Origin of the sequence: Duganella sp. SG902 (assembly GCF_013376005.1) — a bacterium.
GTDB lineage: Bacteria > Pseudomonadota > Gammaproteobacteria > Burkholderiales > Burkholderiaceae_D > Rugamonas.
Window position 1 is genome coordinate 238,205 of record NZ_JABMJK010000006.1, and the last position, 18,511, is coordinate 256,715.

The 18,511-nt window shown below is 59.5% G+C and carries 18 protein-coding genes and 2 tRNA genes; 3 read left to right on the forward strand and 17 right to left on the reverse strand.

Annotated features, from left to right (window positions below; translation table 11 throughout):
• Positions 1 to 157 precede the first annotated feature (157 nt).
• Together FHW83_RS15455 and FHW83_RS15460 are read right to left on the reverse strand one after the other, a co-directional pair.
• A complete protein-coding gene (locus FHW83_RS15455) occupies positions 158 to 481 on the reverse strand; it encodes a type II toxin-antitoxin system RelE/ParE family toxin (protein WP_176647242.1) in 324 nt (107 codons plus the stop codon).
• Positions 478 to 753 (reverse strand): type II toxin-antitoxin system ParD family antitoxin, encoded by a 276-nt coding sequence (locus tag FHW83_RS15460; RefSeq protein ID WP_176647243.1) that lies wholly within the window; start codon positions 751 to 753, stop codon positions 478 to 480. Before FHW83_RS15460 ends, FHW83_RS15455 begins: the two co-directional genes overlap by 4 nt.
• A gap of 181 nt (positions 754 to 934) precedes the next feature.
• Between FHW83_RS15460 and FHW83_RS15465 the strand changes: the two genes are divergently transcribed.
• Positions 935 to 1,150, forward strand: a complete 216-nt coding sequence (locus FHW83_RS15465) for a hypothetical protein (protein WP_176647244.1) — start codon at positions 935 to 937, stop codon at positions 1,148 to 1,150.
• A gap of 272 nt (positions 1,151 to 1,422) precedes the next feature.
• On the opposite strand, the gene FHW83_RS15470 is transcribed toward FHW83_RS15465, so the two are convergent.
• Together FHW83_RS15470 and FHW83_RS15475 are read right to left on the reverse strand one after the other, a co-directional pair.
• Positions 1,423 to 2,292, reverse strand: coding sequence for a hypothetical protein (locus FHW83_RS15470; RefSeq protein ID WP_176647245.1), 870 nt, complete (start codon positions 2,290 to 2,292; stop codon positions 1,423 to 1,425).
• Positions 2,293 to 2,313: 21 nt separating this feature from the next.
• Positions 2,314 to 3,156, reverse strand: coding sequence for a DUF2971 domain-containing protein (locus FHW83_RS15475; protein ID WP_176647246.1), 843 nt, complete (start codon positions 3,154 to 3,156; stop codon positions 2,314 to 2,316).
• Positions 3,157 to 3,690: 534 nt separating this feature from the next.
• Here FHW83_RS15475 and FHW83_RS15480 point away from each other — a divergent pair.
• A complete protein-coding gene (locus tag FHW83_RS15480) occupies positions 3,691 to 3,990 on the forward strand; it encodes a hypothetical protein (protein ID WP_176647247.1) in 300 nt (99 codons plus the stop codon).
• Between the two features lie 4 nt (positions 3,991 to 3,994).
• Here the strand turns inward: FHW83_RS15480 and FHW83_RS15485 are convergent.
• From FHW83_RS15485 to FHW83_RS15510, 6 genes are all read right to left on the reverse strand, one after another.
• Positions 3,995 to 4,071 (reverse strand) — tRNA-Arg (locus tag FHW83_RS15485).
• A gap of 69 nt (positions 4,072 to 4,140) precedes the next feature.
• Positions 4,141 to 4,217 (reverse strand) — tRNA-Pro (locus tag FHW83_RS15490).
• A 72-nt stretch (positions 4,218 to 4,289) separates the two neighbouring features.
• Entirely contained in the window at positions 4,290 to 5,639 is a 1,350-nt protein-coding gene (gene glmM / locus FHW83_RS15495; protein WP_176647248.1) for a phosphoglucosamine mutase, read from the reverse strand.
• Between the two features lie 24 nt (positions 5,640 to 5,663).
• Complete coding sequence (gene folP, locus FHW83_RS15500; protein WP_176647249.1) at positions 5,664 to 6,503, reverse strand: dihydropteroate synthase; 840 nt, start codon at positions 6,501 to 6,503, stop codon at positions 5,664 to 5,666.
• A gap of 68 nt (positions 6,504 to 6,571) precedes the next feature.
• On the reverse strand, positions 6,572 to 8,455 hold the full coding sequence (gene ftsH / locus FHW83_RS15505; protein ID WP_176647250.1) for an ATP-dependent zinc metalloprotease FtsH: 1,884 nt from the start codon (positions 8,453 to 8,455) through the stop codon (positions 6,572 to 6,574).
• Between the two features lie 196 nt (positions 8,456 to 8,651).
• Positions 8,652 to 9,347: an RlmE family RNA methyltransferase gene (locus tag FHW83_RS15510; protein ID WP_176647251.1), complete on the reverse strand. Its 696-nt coding sequence runs from the start codon at positions 9,345 to 9,347 to the stop codon at positions 8,652 to 8,654.
• Between the two features lie 44 nt (positions 9,348 to 9,391).
• Between FHW83_RS15510 and FHW83_RS15515 the strand changes: the two genes are divergently transcribed.
• Entirely contained in the window at positions 9,392 to 9,859 is a 468-nt protein-coding gene (locus FHW83_RS15515; protein ID WP_176647252.1) for a YhbY family RNA-binding protein, read from the forward strand.
• 102 nt (positions 9,860 to 9,961) lie between these two features.
• Here FHW83_RS15515 and FHW83_RS15520 read toward each other — a convergent pair whose 3' ends face one another.
• The 7 genes from FHW83_RS15520 to FHW83_RS15550 all read right to left on the reverse strand — a co-directional run bounded on the left by FHW83_RS15520 (position 9,962) and on the right by FHW83_RS15550 (position 18,479).
• Complete coding sequence (locus tag FHW83_RS15520) at positions 9,962 to 10,441, reverse strand: DUF4149 domain-containing protein (RefSeq protein WP_176647253.1); 480 nt, start codon at positions 10,439 to 10,441, stop codon at positions 9,962 to 9,964.
• Positions 10,441 to 10,917 (reverse strand): transcription elongation factor GreA, encoded by a 477-nt coding sequence (gene greA, locus FHW83_RS15525; protein WP_176647254.1) that lies wholly within the window; start codon positions 10,915 to 10,917, stop codon positions 10,441 to 10,443. Before greA ends, FHW83_RS15520 begins: the two co-directional genes overlap by 1 nt.
• A 100-nt stretch (positions 10,918 to 11,017) precedes the next feature.
• Positions 11,018 to 14,236 (reverse strand): carbamoyl-phosphate synthase large subunit, encoded by a 3,219-nt coding sequence (carB, locus tag FHW83_RS15530; RefSeq protein ID WP_176647255.1) that lies wholly within the window; start codon positions 14,234 to 14,236, stop codon positions 11,018 to 11,020.
• Positions 14,237 to 15,400 carry a glutamine-hydrolyzing carbamoyl-phosphate synthase small subunit gene (gene carA / locus FHW83_RS15535; RefSeq protein ID WP_176647256.1) on the reverse strand — a complete coding sequence of 388 codons (1,164 nt, stop codon included), beginning with the start codon at positions 15,398 to 15,400 and terminating at the stop codon, positions 14,237 to 14,239. It abuts the gene before it with no gap.
• A gap of 209 nt (positions 15,401 to 15,609) precedes the next feature.
• On the reverse strand, positions 15,610 to 16,020 hold the full coding sequence (locus FHW83_RS15540) for a heme-binding protein (protein WP_176647257.1): 411 nt from the start codon (positions 16,018 to 16,020) through the stop codon (positions 15,610 to 15,612).
• Between the two features lie 14 nt (positions 16,021 to 16,034).
• Positions 16,035 to 16,952, reverse strand: coding sequence for a patatin-like phospholipase family protein (locus tag FHW83_RS15545; protein ID WP_176647258.1), 918 nt, complete (start codon positions 16,950 to 16,952; stop codon positions 16,035 to 16,037).
• A gap of 51 nt (positions 16,953 to 17,003) precedes the next feature.
• Positions 17,004 to 18,479, reverse strand: a complete 1,476-nt coding sequence (locus FHW83_RS15550) for a hypothetical protein (protein ID WP_176647259.1) — start codon at positions 18,477 to 18,479, stop codon at positions 17,004 to 17,006.
• Positions 18,480 to 18,511 lie beyond the last annotated feature (32 nt).

Here is an 18,511-nt window from a genome sequence, read left to right on the forward strand (position 1 = left end):
CGGCGCAAGATGAAGTACTGTTGAGCAACAATATGCGCCTAATAGTTCCCGAAATCAACACAAAAAAAACTATGAAGCTTGGAAACAACAGTCAAATGGCCGTGCGGTGATCTGAGCTTGAAGTGGCTATTCATCCTGAAATAACACTCTCCGTCGTTTAGCTTTCTGCATCGCCCCGGAGCGCGGGGATAAAGTTCCGTCCACCGTAAAAGATGCCAATGATCGTCACCACCGCCACTGTCTCGTCGATTGTGAACGCAATGACTACGTTTTTCTTGAAGTTGGTAATACGCAGCCCTGGCCGAATATCGTCTCGCTGCGCACCCCGGTACGGGAACGCCTCGAATGTCACGCAGTAATCAACGATAGCTTTCGTGTAGCGCAAGGCTGTCGCGGCCGACGCTCTCTCCGCAACATAGAAGTACAGCTCAGTGAGCTGTGCCTCTGCTTCCGGCGCAAAGACAACCGTGTATGAGTTCATTTTTTTATGGCTGCATTGTGCTCAGCAGTCAATCTGGCCAAGACAGTGTCAACACTGACCGCGCGTGACGGATCGGCTTTCATTGCATCGAACGCCGGCGCTACCTGCTCCCGCAACCAGGTTTCCATCATGCGGTCACGTGCCAGCAGCACACGCAAGCCGTCACGAATGACTTCGCTCTCGGTCGCATACTCACCAGCCGCCACCTTGGCCTTGACCGCCTCCGCCATCTCCAACGGCAGGGTAATGCTGAATTGTTGAGTAGTACGCATGATGGGCTCCAGCAGAAGGATTAAACAGGATTCAATCCTACTCCGATCTGAATACGCGCACCAGTCGTTGCCACTAGACTTAGATTGGGCTCAACAATCGAATTCGCGGCCATACCACCCCGGTTTAACGACACGGCTACCGAACCGATGCTCAAGGCTACTCGACGCTGTACTGGCCTTCATGGCAGCGCAAGGGGAAGCCGACTACCTAAACCGCAAGGAGATGCAGAAGCGCGGTATCGAGGTAGCCAAGGCAGCGGAGGACGCACGCTACAAGGGGCGTAGCAAGACGCTAGACCCAGCAACGGTCAAGGCATGGCGTGCTGAACACGGTAAGAGCATCGCTGCCACTGCCGACCACTTCGCAATCTCGGTCGCTATCGTGAAGCGCTACTGAGCAGCGTAGGACGTCATTACAGGCGCGTAGCGGCTTTCGTCATCCGAGAGCAGTGCAATGCTGCCTACCAGCGCCAAGCCCGTACTAATATTTTCCCTGCCCGATGTAGCGACGTTTTCCCCTCCGCTGGACGATTAACCCAACCCGGCAAAGAATGGGTTTTCCAAACCACTACCGACGCCCGTAAAGCAGCACCTTAGGTTCGATTTCTCCCGGACGCCTGCGGGTTAAGCAAGCATCTCGACCTTGCAAAATTTTTAGGTTTTTTTAAGTTACGACGGATACAAAGGCAGCTTCATCGCAGCACGAAACGCTTCTGCTCGCGCCTGACTTTCCAATGAGCAAATCCCCGACGGGCACCATATCAAAGTTTCCGTTGCTACGTTAAAACGAGGGCGCACATCGTCATTGTCAACAGGGCACGATACAGACACCAAAACCGCATCAAATTTCCCCGCAGCAAACATACGACGAAATAGCGACTGGTTATTCGCTAAGAAGTTCTCCGTTTCGCGCACAAGAGTTCGAGAAGCATTGTTACGCGAAGCCACAATCAAATGGTTTTGAGGTAGTTGCGCATCGATATTCAACGCAACAATACCACCACCGCCGCTCTTCTTGATCTGCGTCCCTGCACTACGTAATTGACCCTCAAGATTATTAATCGAGTAGATTTTCTTGCAAGCGATTGGGAAAGTCATCTCGTCAACGAACACATTAATATCAGGCTCACTTAGTAGCGCATTCATTCCGCGTGACTTCAATTCCTTTAGAAGCTGCAACTCCCACAGTGCATCTTTACCTTGTGACGGAATAGAAGAGAATAAATCAACGTCTTTTCTAGCAATCCGATGATAGCAGTCGATTGCGCTCACATCATCTTGCGCAGCAAGTATGGCGTCAAACACTCGCATTGCAGTAGTACAGTCAATCATCTCACGGACATTTTGCCCGTTTCCTTCTCGCCACCTGGCAGCAAGCCTATCAACATTACGAAGAAACGTATCCAGAACACTTGCGTTTCTAATGTCGATATTCAGGCGCGCAAATATCTCCCTGACAGACTGACCATGCAGGGATAATTGATCGAATGTAACTCTTTGCTCAGGCGGCAGTTGATGAATTTCTTTTACTTGCTTCACTAAAATCTCCAGGTGATTCCATTATCGTAACGTGGACTTGGATCGAATGATTTGTACGTTCATTCCATGAGCACGTAAAAAGTCTCCTAAATGCTCACCATGTATTTCGGAACAATTCGGGCCTAAGGTGACCTCAATCACATGAGCGCGCACTCCCTTAAACTCAAAGTATGGTGTGAGGCCATAAGCGCCAACTCGCCACTTTCGTTCAGTCATCGGCCCCTCTATCGTTTCCTTCACTCCAACTTCGTGTGTTTCATATATGCGAGGAGCATACAGCAAGCGATATTCTTTCTCAGCAGCGAATTTTTCATTTTTTATCGTGGAGCTTATTATGTTTATGGCGCTCACAATTCCCTGAATAGATCGAAGCATACCGCCAGCATCGGTTTTAACCGATTCAGCTACGCTATCAGCACAAATTTTTATCTGCTCTTGCGTCATATATTGCACGGGAACAATACCAATTTGATGCCCGGCACTCTTCTCAGGGCCACGAAAGCGAACGTCTATTCCAGTTAAGCCGAATGACATAGGAGCTAGGTTACATAGTCCCTCTGACCGGAATCCGATAGCCAAACCTTTTCCGCGCTGGCCGTATGCTTGCCATTGATATAGGTCGTCACGATCTGTAGAGAAGCATGCTCCGTAGTATTCGGTTTTAAAGGTATGGGAAAAGAACTCAAAACCATCCCCTGCGCGATACTGATTAATACTTTTACGCACAGCCGGTAACGCCTTATCAAGAAAATACTTAAGTTCGCCCGTATCATTCATTGAGTAAAGTGACGAAAGCCATAAGGCATCATTCTGAATGATCGAGAGAAAAGCGCTGGCATCGCAATAATGATAAATGGTAGGCATATCTATTCTCGCTAAGTCTTATGCCTAGCGTAACACAATGATGCTTTTCATTATCGCCTGACCGCAGAGCAAGTCGAAGAAATGCTGGACTCGTTCGAACTGACCATCGCTCTGGCTCGTGAGATTCGCGCTATACCGGTCGTTCTGGAAGGTGCTGCACTCTCTGTAGGCTCCGCTGTAGTGCCTACCAAGCTGGTGCCAGAAGACGCTACGGCTATCGTGACTACCATGCAAGACTACCACTGTCGGTCGCGCTCCAAGCGCTGTTACCACCGTCGCAGAAGAGAGCATCCCAGCCCTGCGCATCGTAGCGAACGACTCCGGTGTGCAAGCCATGTTGTTGCTGGATATCGTCGATTACATCAACCACATTCGCAAGCCGGGTTCAGCCATTCTGCGCCACGATCACTTCATGGCTAAAGTGCCTGTCGTACTCGGTGAAAAAGAGTCTCCCAAATTTGGGGACACTACCAAAATCCACAAAACAAGCAGTCGTAGAAGATATACGACTTCCCACGTAGGGAAGCGATCCGCATGGCTATGTCCTATAGCTACGATCTGCAAGCTGCTGTGCTGGATGCGTGGGACGAAGCGGAAGCGAAAGTAGGTAAGACGGCGGTAGCACTAGCCCATTCTAACTTCGATGACCCGGTAGCAGCAGCCGAAGCATGGATCGCGGAGCGTAAGCAGTCTAACGTGCTGAAACTCGAACTGCCGGTTACAGAGGCCACGCTTGAGGTAGCGAAACGACAATTTTACTCCGCTTACAGGACGCTTACAGGCGGTAGCCTACAGAGTTTCAGAAAAACCGGAAAAGCCTTGAAACCCGCATGAATACTGGCCTGCCCAGCTGGGTTCGAACCAGCGACCCTCAGCTTAGAAGGCTGATGCTCTATCCAACTGAGCTATGGGCAGAAAGAAGCCGCAGGAAGCTGCGGCTGAAATGAAAAACGGGCTGTCCGAAGACAACCCGTTTTGATATTTTGGTCGGAGTACAAGGATTCGAACCTTGGACCCTCTGGTCCCAAACCAGATGCGCTACCGGGCTGCGCTACACTCCGATGAACAGTATTTTAGCCTCACTGGCTCCGCACGTCAATCAAAGCACCTGATTTAATTTCATTGCTGAAATTTTATGCAGCTTGCTGGCTCTCCACTTTGTCCGCGATGCGGCGTGCCATCGACTGGGCGGCGGCGGCGTCGCGCGCCTCGACCATCACGCGGATCAGCGGTTCGGTGCCGGAGGCGCGGATCAGCACGCGGCCGCTGTCGCCCAGTTCTGCCTCGACTTTTTCCTTCTCAGCCACCATGGCGGCATTTTTGGTCCAGTCGAAACCGGCCGGCACGCGCACGTTGATCAGCGTTTGCGGGAAGATGGTCAGCTCGCTGCAGCATTGCTCCAGCGACTTGCCTGCACGCTTCAGCGCCGACAGCACTTGCAGCGCCGAGATGATGCCGTCGCCGGTAGTATGCTTGTCCAGCGCCAGCAGGTGGCCCGAGCCTTCGCCGCCCAGTATCCAGCCCTTCTCCTGCATCACTTCCAGCACGTAGCGGTCGCCCACCTTGGCGCGCGCGAAGCCGATGCCCTTCTGTTTCAGCGCCACCTCCACCGCCATATTGGTCATCAGGGTGCCGACCGCGCCGGGGACCGGGCCGGTGGCCAGGCGGTCCATCACCATCAGGTACAGCAGTTCGTCGCCGTTGTAGAGGCGGCCGTTGTGGTCGCACATGATGAGGCGGTCGGCGTCGCCGTCGAGCGCGATGCCGAGGTCGGCGCCGTGAGCCTGCACGGCGGCGGCCATGGCTTTCGGCGCGGTGGCGCCGTGCTCGAGGTTGATGTTGAAGCCGTCCGGCTTGTTGCCGATGGCGATGACTTCCGCGCCCAGCTCGTGGAACACGTGCGGCGCGATGTTGTAGGCGGCGCCGTGAGCGCAGTCGACCACCACTTTCAGGCCGCGCAGGTCCAGCTCGTTCGGGAAGGTGCTCTTGCAGAATTCGATGTAGCGGCCCTGGGCGTCGTCCAGGCGCTTGGCGCGGCCCAGTTTTTCCGACGGCACGCAGTTCATCGGCTGCTCCAGCTCGGCCTCGATGTCCAGTTCCACCGCGTCCGGCAGCTTGGTGCCCTGCGCCGAGAAGAATTTGATGCCGTTGTCCTGGAACGGGTTGTGCGAGGCCGAGATCACCACGCCTGCCGACAGGCGCAGCGCGCGTGTCAGGTAGGCGATGGCCGGGGTCGGCATCGGGCCGGCCAGCATGACGTCCACGCCGGCGGCCGAAAAGCCCGCTTCCAGCGCCGCCTCCAGCATGTAGCCGGAGATGCGTGTGTCTTTGCCGATCAGGACGGTCGGACGGCCGCTGCCGGTGCGCTTGCTGGCCAGGACCTTGCCTGCGGCGTAGCCCAGGCGCATGACGAAGTCAGGGGTGATCGGTGCCTCGCCGACCAGGCCACGGATGCCGTCGGTGCCAAAATATTTACGTGCCATGTTATGTGCTCTTTTCAGTCATTGTTATTGTGCCGCGTGCCATACCTTCAGCGCGTCGACGGTCTCCGCCACATCGTGCACGCGGACGATCAGGGCGCCTTGCGCGACCGCCGCCAGCGCGCCGCCGATGCTGCCCGCCATGCGTTGCTCCACCGGTTTGCCGGTCACCGCGCCCACCATGGACTTGCGCGACAGGCCCGCCAGCAGCGGCAGATTCAGCTCGTCGATCAGGCGTGAGGTGGCTTTCAGCAAGGCGTAATTATGCTCCACAGTCTTGCCAAACCCAAAGCCGGGATCGATGCAAAGTCGACGTGGATCAATACCGGCCGCCAGCAGCGCCTCCACCCGCTCGCGCAAGAAGGCGCTGACTTCGGCCACCACGTCGGTGTAGGACGGCGCCAGCTGCATGTGCTGCGGGTCGCTTTGCATGTGCATGATGCACAGCGCGCAGTCGCTGTCGCGCACCGCCTCGATGGCGCCCGGGGCGCGGAAGCCGTTGATGTCGTTGATCATGTCGACGCCGGCGATGATGGCTTCACGCATCACCTGCGGTTTGTAGGTGTCGACCGAGATGGCCGGGCCGAGGTCGCGCACGGCATACAGCACCGGCATCACGCGCCGCAGCTCGTCTTCCAGCGACACCGGCGGCGAGCCGGGGCGGGTCGATTCGCCGCCCACGTCGATGATGTCGACACCGGCTTCGATCATTTCCTCCGCGTGCGACAGGGCGAACTCCAGCGACTGGTAATTGCCGCCGTCGGAAAACGAATCGGGCGTGACGTTGAGGATGCCCATCACGCGGGCGCGCACGCCTTGCCCCCGCCACGGGTAGTTGAAACGGCCAAACTGTAAGGTAGATTGCATGTGTAACCAGAATGAAAAAGGGCGAGGATTGCTCCTCACCCTTTTGTGTGTATGCGGCGACCGCGGAATCAGGCCGGTGCGGTCACGCTGGGCGATACACCGCTGCCGCCATCGCTTGGCGGTGGCTTGCGCAGCGACACGCCGGCCTTCGGCGGACGCGGCTCCAGGCCGGCCATGATGTCGTTGATCTGGTCCGCATCGATGGTTTCCCATTCCAGCAGCGCCTTGGTCATGACCTCGACCTTGTCGCGGTTGTCTTCCAGCAGCTTGCGGGCCAGCGCGTATTGCTCGTCCAGGATGCGGCGGATTTCCGCATCCACTTTCTGCTGGGTCGCTTCCGAGATGGTCTTGTTGGTGCCGCCCAGGAAGCCGTCGTTCTGGGTGTCCTCGTACACCATCACGCCCAACGCGTCCGACATGCCGAACTTGGTGACCATCGAGCGGGCCAGCTTGGTGGCGCGCGAGAAGTCGTTCGAGGCGCCGGTCGACATCTGGCCGACGAAGATCTCTTCCGCGATGCGGCCGCCGAACAGGATGGAGATTTCTTCCAGCATCTTGTCCTTGTAGCCCGAAATATTGTCGTGCTCCGGCAACTGCCAGGTCAGGCCCAGCGCCCAGCCGCGCGGCATGATGGTGACCTTGTGCACCGGATCAGCCTTCGGCAACAGCTTGGCCACCACGGCGTGGCCGGACTCGTGGTACGCGGTATTGCGGCGCTCGTCCTCGCGGATGACCATCGATTTACGCTCGGGACCCATGTAGATCTTGTCCTTGGCATCCTCGAAGTCCTGCATGTCGACCAGACGCTTGGAGCGGCGGGCGGCAAACAGCGCGGCCTCGTTGACCAGGTTGGCCAGGTCGGCGCCCGAGAAGCCCGGGGTGCCGCGCGCCAGGATGTCGGCCTTGACGTCGGTGCCGATCGGCACTTTGCGCATGTGCACGTTCAGGATCTGTTCGCGGCCGCGGATGTCCGGCAGGCCCACGTTCACCTGGCGGTCGAAACGGCCCGGACGCAGCAGCGCCTTGTCCAGCACGTCCGCACGGTTGGTGGCGGCGATCACGATCACGCCGGACTGCGCCTCAAAGCCGTCCATTTCCACCAGCAGCTGGTTCAGCGTCTGTTCGCGCTCGTCGTTGCCGCCGCCCATGCCGGCGCCACGGTGACGGCCGACCGCGTCGATCTCGTCGATGAAGATGATGCACGGCGAGTGCTTCTTGGCGTTCTCGAACATGTCGCGCACACGGCTGGCGCCGACGCCGACGAACATTTCCACGAAGTCCGAACCGGAAATCGAGAAGAACGGCACTTTGGCTTCGCCGGCGATGGCGCGTGCCAGCAGGGTTTTACCGGTGCCCGGAGGACCGACCATCAGCACGCCGCGTGGAATGCGGCCGCCCAGTTTCTGGAACTTGCTTGGATCTTTCAGGAAGTCAACGATCTCGGCCACTTCTTCCTTGGCTTCGTCGCAGCCGGCCACGTCGGCCAGGGTGACGGTGTTATTGGTTTCATCCATCATGCGCGCCTTTGACTTGCCGAAGGAGAACGCGCCGCCCTTGCCGCCGCCCTGCATCTGGCGCATGAAGAAGATCCACACGCCGATCAGCAGCAGCATCGGGAACCACGACACGAACACCTGCGACAGGAACGATGGCTCCTCAGGCGGTTTCACGTCGAAATGGATGCCATTGTCGCGCAGGTCGCCAATCAGGCCGCGGTCGAGCAGCGTGGCGGTGGTGCGGACTTTGGTGTCGTCGCTGCGGGTGGCGGTGATGTTGCCGCCTTCAATCACGACGTCCTTGATGCGCTTGGCTTTCACGTCATCCAACAGGTCGGAATAAGCGATGGCTTTGGCTCCACCGGTGACGCCATGGCTATCAAACTGCTTGTACAGCATAAGCAGGAGCAGTACCACGACTACCCAGATGGCTGATTTGGAAAACATGTTATTCACGAAAACTCCTTGGATGCGAGGCGCATCGATAAACCTGGCTGAAATTCGATTTTACTCGCAATAGGCAGGCGGTGCCAGAACCCTGCCGTGCGCCGGCTTAAAACCGGCTGAAAAGCATATTATTTGAGCAAAAACAGCCTGCGATCAAGATAAAACTGCTTCTCCGGAGGTTCATTTGCGGGTTGTTCAGCAAATATCAAGGGCGCCAGCCATCGGAATCCAACGGCTGGGCCGAGGCCATGCCCCCTTCGGTCGGATTTTTCAGGCCGCGGCCCAGCAGGAATATCTCGGACGATTTGTCGCGGCTGGCTTTGGGTTTCTTCTGGATCACGGTTTTAAATTCGGCACGGAATTTATGCACGATGTCGTTGAAACCCATGTCCTTAAAACATTTGACCAGCAGGGAACCTTCCGGCTTCAAATGGGCTTGCGAAAATTCAATTGCCAGATCGATCAAATGTTCCATGCGCGCGGCGTCGGAATCCGGGATGCCGGACAGATTGGGCGCCATGTCCGATAACACCAGATCAACTTTTTGTCCCTGCACCACCGCTTCCAGCTGCTGCAGCACCTCGGCCTCGCGGAAATCGCCCTGGATGAAGTGGAAATCGGCCACCGGCTCCATCGGCAGGATGTCGAGGCCGATCAGGGTGCCGTGCACGCCGCCGCCCTCCTTGCCGGCCAGCTTGCGGCGGGTGTACTGGGCCCAGCTGCCCGGGGTGCAGCCCAGATCGACGATCACCTGACCCGGCTTGATGAGCTTTTCGTCCTCATCGATCTCTTTCAGCTTGAAAGCCGCACGGGCGCGATAGCCCTCTTTCTGGGCCAATTTCACGTAAGGATCGTTAATATGGTCGTGAATCCAGTTTTTGTTTATTTTGTTCTTAGCCATTCGCGTAGAATACTGCCTTTAAGGAACCTACAAAAAATAATTTTATGATCAAACTGACTCCCGTTGAGCGCAGCGCGCTGCGCGCCGAAGCCCATGGCCTGAAACCTATCGTCCTGATCGGCGAGGCCGGCCTGACCGCCAACGTTCTCAAAGAAATCTCGCTGGGCCTGGACGCCCACGGCCTGATCAAGGTCCGTGTGTTCGGTGACGACCGCGAGGCGCGGATTGCCATGTATGAAACTATCTGCGAACAGCTGAAAGCGGCGCCGGTGCAGCACATCGGCAAGCTGCTGGTGCTGTACCGTCCGAAGGTGGAAACCGAGAAAGCCCGCAGCGCCACCGCCGGCAAGGGCATGCGCGAAGTCACCATCGTCAAGGCCAGCCCGACCGGCACCAAGCGTCCGTCGGTCACCAAGGTACTGCTGAAGGGGAATGAACGTGTGACTCAGGGCGGCAACATCAAACGCGCCAAGGCACGCCAGAAGTCGACCAAGAAGACGGTGCTCGGCTAAGAGTCATGCCGGCGAACGCCGGACGGTCCGCCGCCGCGGTCCATGCTGAGTGTGCGTCATCGCAGGCGCTCTATGGATCCCGGCCTTCGCCGGGATGACATATTACTGCTTCACCACCAGCCACGCGGCCAGCAGGCTTTGGATCAGGTAAATCGCACTGGAAATCCCGTGCAGGATGCCGAATTCATTGCGCGCGGCGCCTTCCATCACCCCGCCCGGCCCCGCCGCCGCCCGCAGCGACGCCATCATCGGCTGCAGGCCGAAGTGCGACACCAGCGTACACGCCAGCATCACCACCACCACCACCAGCAGGTTGCGGCGCGACTTGGCCGCCATGTTCACGGCCGGACCGGCAAAAATGCCGACCGTGCCGGTATTGGTTGCCCACAGCAGCACCAGCATCACCAGCGCACACGCGATGGACAGCCAGGCTTGATTGGTGAACAGGCTGGCGGCAATGGTGCCGGCCAGCACGCGGTCACTCAGCGTAGCGAACAGGGTCGGTGCAGCCAGATAGCCCACCGCCCATAAACTGCCGGCCCACAGGGTCGCGACCAGCAAACGTGTGCGGGCAAGTAACATCAGACGTAACGCACTTCCAGGATTTCGTATTCGCGCGGGCCAGCCGGGGCCTGCACCTCCACCACGTCGCCGGCCGACTTGCCGATCAGCGCGCGGGCGATCGGCGAGGTCACCGACACCTTGTTCAGTTTAATGTCCGCCTCGTCCACGCCAACGATCTGGTAGCTGACGTTGTCGCCGGTTTCCAGGTCTTCCAGGTCCACGGTGGCGGCAAACACCACGCGGCCGTCGGCGTCCAGGGTGGTCGGGTCGATGATCTGGGCGGTGCTCAGCTTACCCTCCAGTTCCGCGATGCGGCCTTCCACGAACGCCTGGCGCTCCTTGGCGGCGTCGTATTCGGCGTTTTCCGACAGGTCACCATGCGAGCGTGCTTCGGCAATCGCGTCAATCACGATACGGCGCTCTTTGGTCTTCAACTGATGCAACTCTTCTTTGAGCAGCTCTGCGCCGAACTTGGTAAGTGGAACTGAAGTCATGTTGTCTATTTACTCTGTTTTTACAATGGAAAACCACAGAGGCCGCGCCTGACAGCAGCGCGGGCTCTGTGGTCCGGGTACTACCTAAACCGATTAAACCTTAGTTTAAGGTTTTATGCAGCCCTTGTAAATCGTACACTTGCAATTCGTCGAGGTGACGGATGCCCTCCACCGCCGCCTCAGCGCCGGCGATGGTGGTGTACGTGGTCACGCGCGAGGCCAGCGACGAGGTGCGGATGGCGCGCGAGTCGACGATGGCGTTGCGCTTCTCTTCCACCGTGTTGATGACCAGGACGATCTCGTGGTTCTTGATCATGTCGACGATGTGCGGACGACCCTCGACCACCTTGTTGACGGCGGTGACCGGGATGCCGGCCGCCGAGATCACGGCGGCGGTGCCCTTGGTTGCGGCCAGCGTGAAGCCCATGTCCACCAGGTCGCGCGCCACTTGCACGGCGCGCGGCTTGTCGGACGATTTCACCGACAGGAACACCTTGCCCGACTTCGGCAGCTTGACGCCGGCGCCCAGCTGCGACTTGACGAAGGCCTCGCCGAAGGTTTTGCCGACGCCCATCACCTCACCGGTCGATTTCATCTCGGGGCCGAGGATGGTGTCCACGCCCGGGAATTTCACGAACGGGAACACGGCTTCCTTCACGCTGAAGTAAGGCGGCACCACTTCCTTGGTGATGCCCTGCTCCGCCAGCTTCTGGCCGACCATGCAGCGCGCGGCGATCTTGGCCAGCTGCAGGCCGGTCGCTTTCGACACATAAGGCACGGTACGCGAGGCGCGCGGATTCACTTCCAGCACGTAGACCACATCCTGGCCGTCCTGCTTCTGGATCGCGAACTGCACGTTCATCAGGCCGACCACGTTCAGGCCCTTGGCCATCAGCGAGGTCTGGCGCTTCAGTTCATCGATGGTTTCTTGCGCCAGCGAGTACGGCGGCAGCGAGCAGGCCGAGTCGCCCGAGTGGACGCCGGCTTGTTCGATGTGTTCCATCACGCCGCCGATGAAGGTGGTGTCGCCGTCCGAGATGCAGTCGACGTCGCACTCGATGGCGTCGTTCAGGAAGCGGTCCAGCAGCACCGGCGAGTCGTTCGACACCTTGACCGCTTCGCGCATGTAGCGCTCCAGGTCGCGCTGCTCGTGGACGATTTCCATCGCGCGGCCGCCCAGCACGTAGGAAGGACGCACCACCAGCGGGTAGCCGATTTCCTGTGCCAGCGCCAGCGCTTCGGCTTCGGTGCGCGCGGTGCGGTTAGGCGGCTGACGCAGGCCCAGGTCCTGCAGCAGCTTCTGGAAACGCTCGCGGTCTTCCGCCGCGTCGATCATGTCCGGCGAGGTGCCGATGATCGGCACGCCGTTGGCTTCCAGGTCCAGCGCCAGTTTCAATGGAGTCTGGCCGCCGTACTGCACGATCACGCCGGCCGGTTTTTCCAGGTCGACGATTTCCAGCACATCTTCCAGCGTCAGCGATTCGAAGTACAGACGGTCGGAGGTATCGTAGTCGGTCGACACGGTCTCCGGATTGCAGTTGACCATGATGGTCTCGTAACCGTCTTCGCGCATGGCCAGCGCGGCGTGCACGCAGCAGTAGTCGAATTCGATACCCTGGCCGATACGGTTAGGGCCACCGCCCAGCACCATGATCTTCTTCTTGTCGGTCGGGTTGGACTCGCATTCCTCGTCGTAGGTCGAGTACATGTACGCGGTGTTGGTCGCGAATTCGGCGGCGCAGGTGTCCACGCGCTTGTACACCGGACGGATGCCCAGCGAGTGGCGGTACTTGCGCACCTCGGCCGGGGTGGTTTGCAGCAGGAAGGCCAGGCGGCGGTCCGAGAAGCCCTTCTGTTTCAGCTTGTACAGCGTGGTCTTGTCCAGCTGCTCCAGCTTCTGCGTGTCCATCCACAGTTCCAGGTCGACGATCTCTTTAATCTGGATCAGGAACCATGGGTCGATCTTGGTCAGCTGGTGCACTTCCTCCAGCGTGAAGCCTTGCGCGAAGGCGTCGCCCACGTACCAGATGCGCTCCGGACCTGGCTCGCCCAGTTCCTCTTCGATCTTCTCGCGGTCCTTGGTTTTCTCGTTCAGGCCATCCACGCCCACTTCCAGGCCGCGCAGGGCTTTCTGGAACGATTCCTGGAAGGTGCGGCCGATGGCCATCACTTCGCCCACGGATTTCATCTGGGTGGTCAGGTGGTGGTCGGCGGTCGGGAATTTCTCGAAGGTGAAGCGCGGCACCTTGGTCACGACGTAGTCGATGGAAGGTTCGAACGAGGCCGGGGTCTGGCCGCCGGTGATCTCGTTGCGCAGTTCGTCCAGGGTGAAGCCCACTGCCAGCTTGGCCGCCACCTTGGCGATCGGGAAGCCGGTGGCTTTCGACGCCAGTGCCGACGAACGCGATACGCGCGGGTTCATCTCGATGACGATCATGCGGCCGTCTTTCGGATTGATCGAGAACTGCACGTTGGAACCGCCGGTGTCCACACCGATTTCACGCAGCACCGCCAGCGAGGCGTTACGCATGATCTGGTATTCCTTGTCGGTCAGGGTCTGCGCCGGCGCCACGGTGATCGAGTCGCCGGTGTGCACGCCCATCGGGTCCAGGTTTTCGATCGAGCAGATGATGATGCAGTTGTCCGCCTTGTCGCGCACCACTTCCATCTCGTACTCTTTCCAGCCCAGCAGCGATTCTTCGATCAGCAGCTCGTTGGTTGGCGAGGCTTCCAGGCCGCGTTTGCAGATCGCCTCGAATTCTTCTTCGTTGTAGGCGATGCCGCCGCCGCTGCCGCCCATGGTGAACGATGGACGGATGATGGTCGGGAAACCGACTTCGCGCTGCACGGCCCACGCTTCTTCCATCGAGTGGGCGATGCCCGAGCGTGCGGAGCCCAGGCCGATCTTGGTCATCGCGTCCTTGAACTTGGCGCGGTCTTCGGCCTTGTCGATGGCTTCCGGCGTCGCGCCGATCAGCTCAACCTTGTACTTGTCCAGGATGCCGTTGCGGTGCAGGTCCAGCGCGCAGTTCAGCGCGGTCTGGCCTCCCATGGTCGGCAGGATGGCGTCCGGCTTTTCCTTGGCGATGATCTTTTCCACGATCTGCCAGGTGATCGGCTCGATGTAGGTGACGTCGGCCATTTCCGGGTCGGTCATGATGGTCGCAGGGTTGCTGTTGACCAGAATGACTTTGTAGCCTTCTTCGCGCAGGGCCTTGCAGGCCTGGGCGCCGGAATAGTCGAACTCGCAGGCCTGGCCGATGATGATCGGGCCAGCGCCAATAATCAGAATGCTTTTAATATCAGAACGTTTTGGCATTTATTTATTCTCCGTAGCTTCCATCAGGCCGATGAAGCGGTCAAACAGGTAAGCGACGTCAGTCGGGCCAGGCGATGCTTCAGGGTGGCCCTGGAAGCAGAAGGCCGGGGTGTCGGTGCGGGCGAAGCCCTGCAGCGAACCGTCGAACAGCGATACGTGGGTCACGCGGCAATTGGCCGGCAGCGTGTTCGGATCGACCGCGAAGCCGTGGTTCTGGGACGTGATCAGCACTTGTTTGCTGTCCAGGTCCTGCACCGGGTGGTTGGCGCCGTGGTGGCCGAATTTCATTTTCAGGGTGGTGGCGCCGGAGGCCAGGCCCATGATCTGGTGGCCCAGGCAGATGCCGAACAGCGGGATCTTCTTGTCCATGAACACCTTGGCGGCGGCGATGGCGTAATCGCAAGGCTGCGGGTCGCCAGGACCGTTCGACAGGAACACGCCGTCCGGGTTCAGGGCCAGCACTTCCTCGGCGGTGGTCTGTGCGGGCACCACCGTCACTTTGCAGCCGCGCGCGGTCAGCATGCGCAGGATGTTTTTCTTCACGCCGAAGTCGTAGGCGACCACGTGGAATTTGGAATCTTGCAGCTTGCCGTAGCCTTCGCCCAGCGCCCATTCGGTCTCGGTGAACTCGTACTTCTCTTTAACGGTGACCACCTTGGCCAGATCCATGCCCGACAGGCCAGGGAAGGAGCGGGCCAGGTCCAGCGCCTGCGACACCGACGGTTCGTTGCCCTGGGTGCCGGTGACGATGGCGCCGGACTGGGCGCCCTTCTCGCGCAGGATGCGGGTCAGCTTGCGGGTGTCGATGCCGGCGATGGCGACGATGCCCTCGGCCTTCAGGTAGTCGGACAGCGATTGGGTGGAACGGAAGTTCGAAGCGATCAGCGGCAGGTCACGGATGATTAGACCGGCGGCGTGCACCTTGGTGGATTCGACGTCTTCGGTATTGATACCGTAGTTGCCGATGTGTGGATACGTCAGGGTGACGATCTGGCGGCTGTAGGAAGGATCGGTGAGGATTTCCTGATAGCCGGTCATGGAAGTGTTGAAGACCACTTCACCGGTCGTATGGCCGGCGGCGCCGATCGAAAAACCTTTGAAAATGGTTCCGTCAGCGAGGGCCAGGATGGCTGGAACGGCGGGGCCAGAAAAAAATGGCGGCAAGGGCAACTCCTGATAAAGTTACCGTAGCTGCGCCACGTCAGACGACCCTCAAGCGACCCAGGAGCTCGCGCGCCACGGGGGAGTTGGTCAGATTGATGATGGATGAGTGGTAGTCGCTACGGTAGAGATGTGATTTGGCTAAACCTTTGAATTATAACCAAATCCGCCCTGCTTGGCAAGGCCGCCGACGTTGCATCGGCGGCCTTTTTTTAGTTCAGCGCGGCGATGCCGGCTTTTGCAATTTGTGCATCTTCCGACGATTTCACGCCCGACACGCCCACGGCGCCGATGATGTGGCCGTCCACGATGATCGGCACGCCGCCTTCCAGCATGCCGTCCGCCACCGGGGCCGGCGCGCTCAGGAACGACACGCGGCCGTTGTTGATCATGTCCTCGTACAGCTTGGACTCGCGGCGGCCCAGCGCCGAGACGCGCGCCTTGGCCGGGGCGATGTGCGACGACAACGCGTTGGCGCCATCCTGACGCTGCAGCCACAGCAGGTGGCCGCCGTCGTCGACGATGGCGATCACCACCGCCCAGTTATTGGCCACCGCTTCCGCCTCGGCGGCGGCGGCGATTTTCTTGACATCGGCAAGCGACAGGTAGGGTTTGGTTTGCATGAGTGCGTCCTTATTTACGGTTTGCGTTTTGCTTCGAGTTTTTGCTTGATCTGGGCCATCACCTGGGCGGCGGCCTGCTCTCCCGCCAGCACCGCCTGGTTGCGGCCATTGAAGTCGTTGCTGGCCATCTTGCCCAGCGGCGGCGTGATGACGATGTCGGCGTCGCGCAGCTCATATTCATTGATGCGCTGGCCCATGATGGAGAAGGTCTGCATGATCACGTCCAGCGAGCTGACGGTCGCTTGCACGTCGGCCTGGGTGGAGATGTTGACGGCGATGACAAAGTCCGCGCCCATGTCGCGCGCGAAGCGCACCGGCACCGGCGCCACCAGGCCGCCGTCCACGTAGGTATGGCCGTTGATGGTCACCGGTTGGAACACGCCCGGCACCGCCGACGAGGCGCGCACCGCCATGCCGGTATTCCCGCGCTGGAACAGGATAGGCTTGCCGTCCTTGAGGTCCGCCGCCACCGCGCCGAACGGGATCTTCAGCTTTTCCATCGGCAGGTTGCCGACGGCTTTGTTGACGTAGGCCTGCAGCGCCTCGCCCTTCAATACACCGGTCGACTTGCGGAACAGCGGCAAGGCCCAGTCGGAAATCTGCGCCTCGTCCATTTCCATCGCCAGCTTTTGCAGCTGGAAGCCGGTATTGCCGGCCGCGTACAGCGCGCCCACCACGCTGCCCGCGCTGGTACCGACCACGATGTCCGGATAGATGCCCTGCGCCTCCAGCGCCTTGATCACGCCGATGTGCGCAAACCCGCGCGCGGCGCCGCCACCGAGAGCGAGGCCGATCTTGATTTTTTTGGGCGGCAGCGGTTCCGGCGCCGCGACCGGCGGCGGCACGGCGGGCGTTTCCGCCACCGGAGTGGTTTTGCAGCCGGCGAACGCGGCTGCGGCAAGCGTAAGAAGGACCAGACGGCGTGAAAGCATGGGCAGTGTATGAGCGAATTTAAGCGCCAGATTGTACACCGCCCAGCTGTTTTAGTTAGCGGCCGGCGTCGTCCCGTATTCGTCGGCGCCCAGATCGATCAGGCTATTCTCCACCCGCGCCTGGCCGTTGATGTCCGTCGTCCCGTTCAGCGGAATCGAGCCGGATGGGAAGTAACGGGTCCACAGTGGCGAACTCCAGCCAGTCAGCGGCGCGCCCACCGTGCCGGCATTGATCGATGGCGATGCCTGCTGCAAGTGCAGATCGCCAGTGGCCGGCGCCACGTACAGAGGATTCGACATCACGCGCGTGCCCGGCAAACCGCTCGAGCTGGAACTGGTGCCCCACCACTGGTTCACGCCCCAGACATTGCCGCTGTGGCCACTGCCATCCACCTGATAGCTTTCCGCCGCCGTGCCTTTGCCAAAGAAGATGTTATTGCTGAAGCGCGAGTCGATCACTTTGTACTGGAACACCACCTCGCTGCCCCAGCCCTTGTTTTTGTAGAACGAGTTGTTGTGCACATTGATGCGGCGCGCCTGGCCAGCGCCCGAAGAATAGCCGCCCAGCGACAGCCCCGCCTCGCGGTTGTTGTACACGAAGTTATTCGTCATCAGGATATCTTCCGTCGCCTTGCCGCTATGCTCACTGGCGAATTCGAAGCCGATGTCGTTATTGGTCGAGATATTGCGGTCGAAGATGATGTTGCGGCCACCGTCCACATAGAAGCCGCCCGCCGATCCCTCGCCGCCGTACCACGGGTTGGTGGTGCTGGAGTTATTGGCCGAGGTATTGCCGCGCACCAGACCATTGCGCACGCGGTCGTTGTCGCCGCAACCGGAGCACTCGCCCTCATAGCCGATGAAGTCGAAACCGATGTTGTTATTGTCATGCACGCTGTTGCCGAGGATTTCAAAGCGGTCGACGTTGCCGTTGATGACCAGCGCCTCGCTGGCCTGCAGCACGTTCTGGTACACCTCATTCCCCTGCACCAGCAGATCGGTCACACCGGTCGCATTGGTGCCGAAGACCGCCAGGCCATGCGCGCCCACCGAGCAGGGATCCTTGCAGGTGCTGGTGTTCTTGATGTCGTGGATCTTGTTATTGACGATCTGAAGATTCGCGCCATTGCCCTCGATCAGAATCCCGACCGGGGTGTTGCTGCCGCTCGAGGTCAGGCCCTTGATCTCAAAGCCTTCCACGCGCACGTAATTGGAATTCTTGATCGTGACCAGGCCTTCACGGCCAGATGGCGTCAAGCCACTGCCGCTGATGATGGCGCCGGCGTCGCCCTTGACCGTGATGAAGGCCGTCGCCGTTCCCGATTTCCCGGATATCAGCACCTTCTGCGTATAAGTACCCGCCAGCACGCGCACGGTGTCGCCGGCATTCGCCGTGTTCACCGCGCTCTGTATCGATTGCCCCGGGCTCACCGTAATGGTGACCGCATGCGCGGCAATCAGGTGGGTAGAAGCCAGCAAGCCGGCGAGCAGCCGCGCGCCCGTGGCAAAAGCCTTGACACATTTCATAGGGACCTCCAAGTGATAGCCACCAAGTCCGC

What these genes read in the sequence shown, in the direction of transcription:
- FHW83_RS15545 (WP_176647258.1), bottom strand. Translation starts at nt 16,952, where the DNA reads ATGCTTTCACGCCGTCTGGTCCTTCTTACGCTTGCCGCAGCCGCGTTC.
- FHW83_RS15480 (WP_176647247.1), top strand. Translation starts at nt 3,691, where the DNA reads ATGGCTATGTCCTATAGCTACGATCTGCAAGCTGCTGTGCTGGATGCG.
- FHW83_RS15460 (WP_176647243.1), bottom strand. Translation starts at nt 753, where the DNA reads ATGCGTACTACTCAACAATTCAGCATTACCCTGCCGTTGGAGATGGCG.
- greA (WP_176647254.1), bottom strand. Translation starts at nt 10,917, where the DNA reads ATGACTTCAGTTCCACTTACCAAGTTCGGCGCAGAGCTGCTCAAAGAA.
- FHW83_RS15550 (WP_176647259.1), bottom strand. Translation starts at nt 18,479, where the DNA reads ATGAAATGTGTCAAGGCTTTTGCCACGGGCGCGCGGCTGCTCGCCGGC.
- FHW83_RS15540 (WP_176647257.1), bottom strand. Translation starts at nt 16,020, where the DNA reads ATGCAAACCAAACCCTACCTGTCGCTTGCCGATGTCAAGAAAATCGCC.
- FHW83_RS15520 (WP_176647253.1), bottom strand. Translation starts at nt 10,441, where the DNA reads ATGTTACTTGCCCGCACACGTTTGCTGGTCGCGACCCTGTGGGCCGGC.
- FHW83_RS15515 (WP_176647252.1), top strand. Translation starts at nt 9,392, where the DNA reads ATGATCAAACTGACTCCCGTTGAGCGCAGCGCGCTGCGCGCCGAAGCC.
- FHW83_RS15465 (WP_176647244.1), top strand. Translation starts at nt 935, where the DNA reads ATGGCAGCGCAAGGGGAAGCCGACTACCTAAACCGCAAGGAGATGCAG.
- FHW83_RS15455 (WP_176647242.1), bottom strand. Translation starts at nt 481, where the DNA reads ATGAACTCATACACGGTTGTCTTTGCGCCGGAAGCAGAGGCACAGCTC.
- folP (WP_176647249.1), bottom strand. Translation starts at nt 6,503, where the DNA reads ATGCAATCTACCTTACAGTTTGGCCGTTTCAACTACCCGTGGCGGGGG.
- glmM (WP_176647248.1), bottom strand. Translation starts at nt 5,639, where the DNA reads ATGGCACGTAAATATTTTGGCACCGACGGCATCCGTGGCCTGGTCGGC.
- carB (WP_176647255.1), bottom strand. Translation starts at nt 14,236, where the DNA reads ATGCCAAAACGTTCTGATATTAAAAGCATTCTGATTATTGGCGCTGGC.
- FHW83_RS15510 (WP_176647251.1), bottom strand. Translation starts at nt 9,347, where the DNA reads ATGGCTAAGAACAAAATAAACAAAAACTGGATTCACGACCATATTAAC.
- FHW83_RS15475 (WP_176647246.1), bottom strand. Translation starts at nt 3,156, where the DNA reads ATGCCTACCATTTATCATTATTGCGATGCCAGCGCTTTTCTCTCGATC.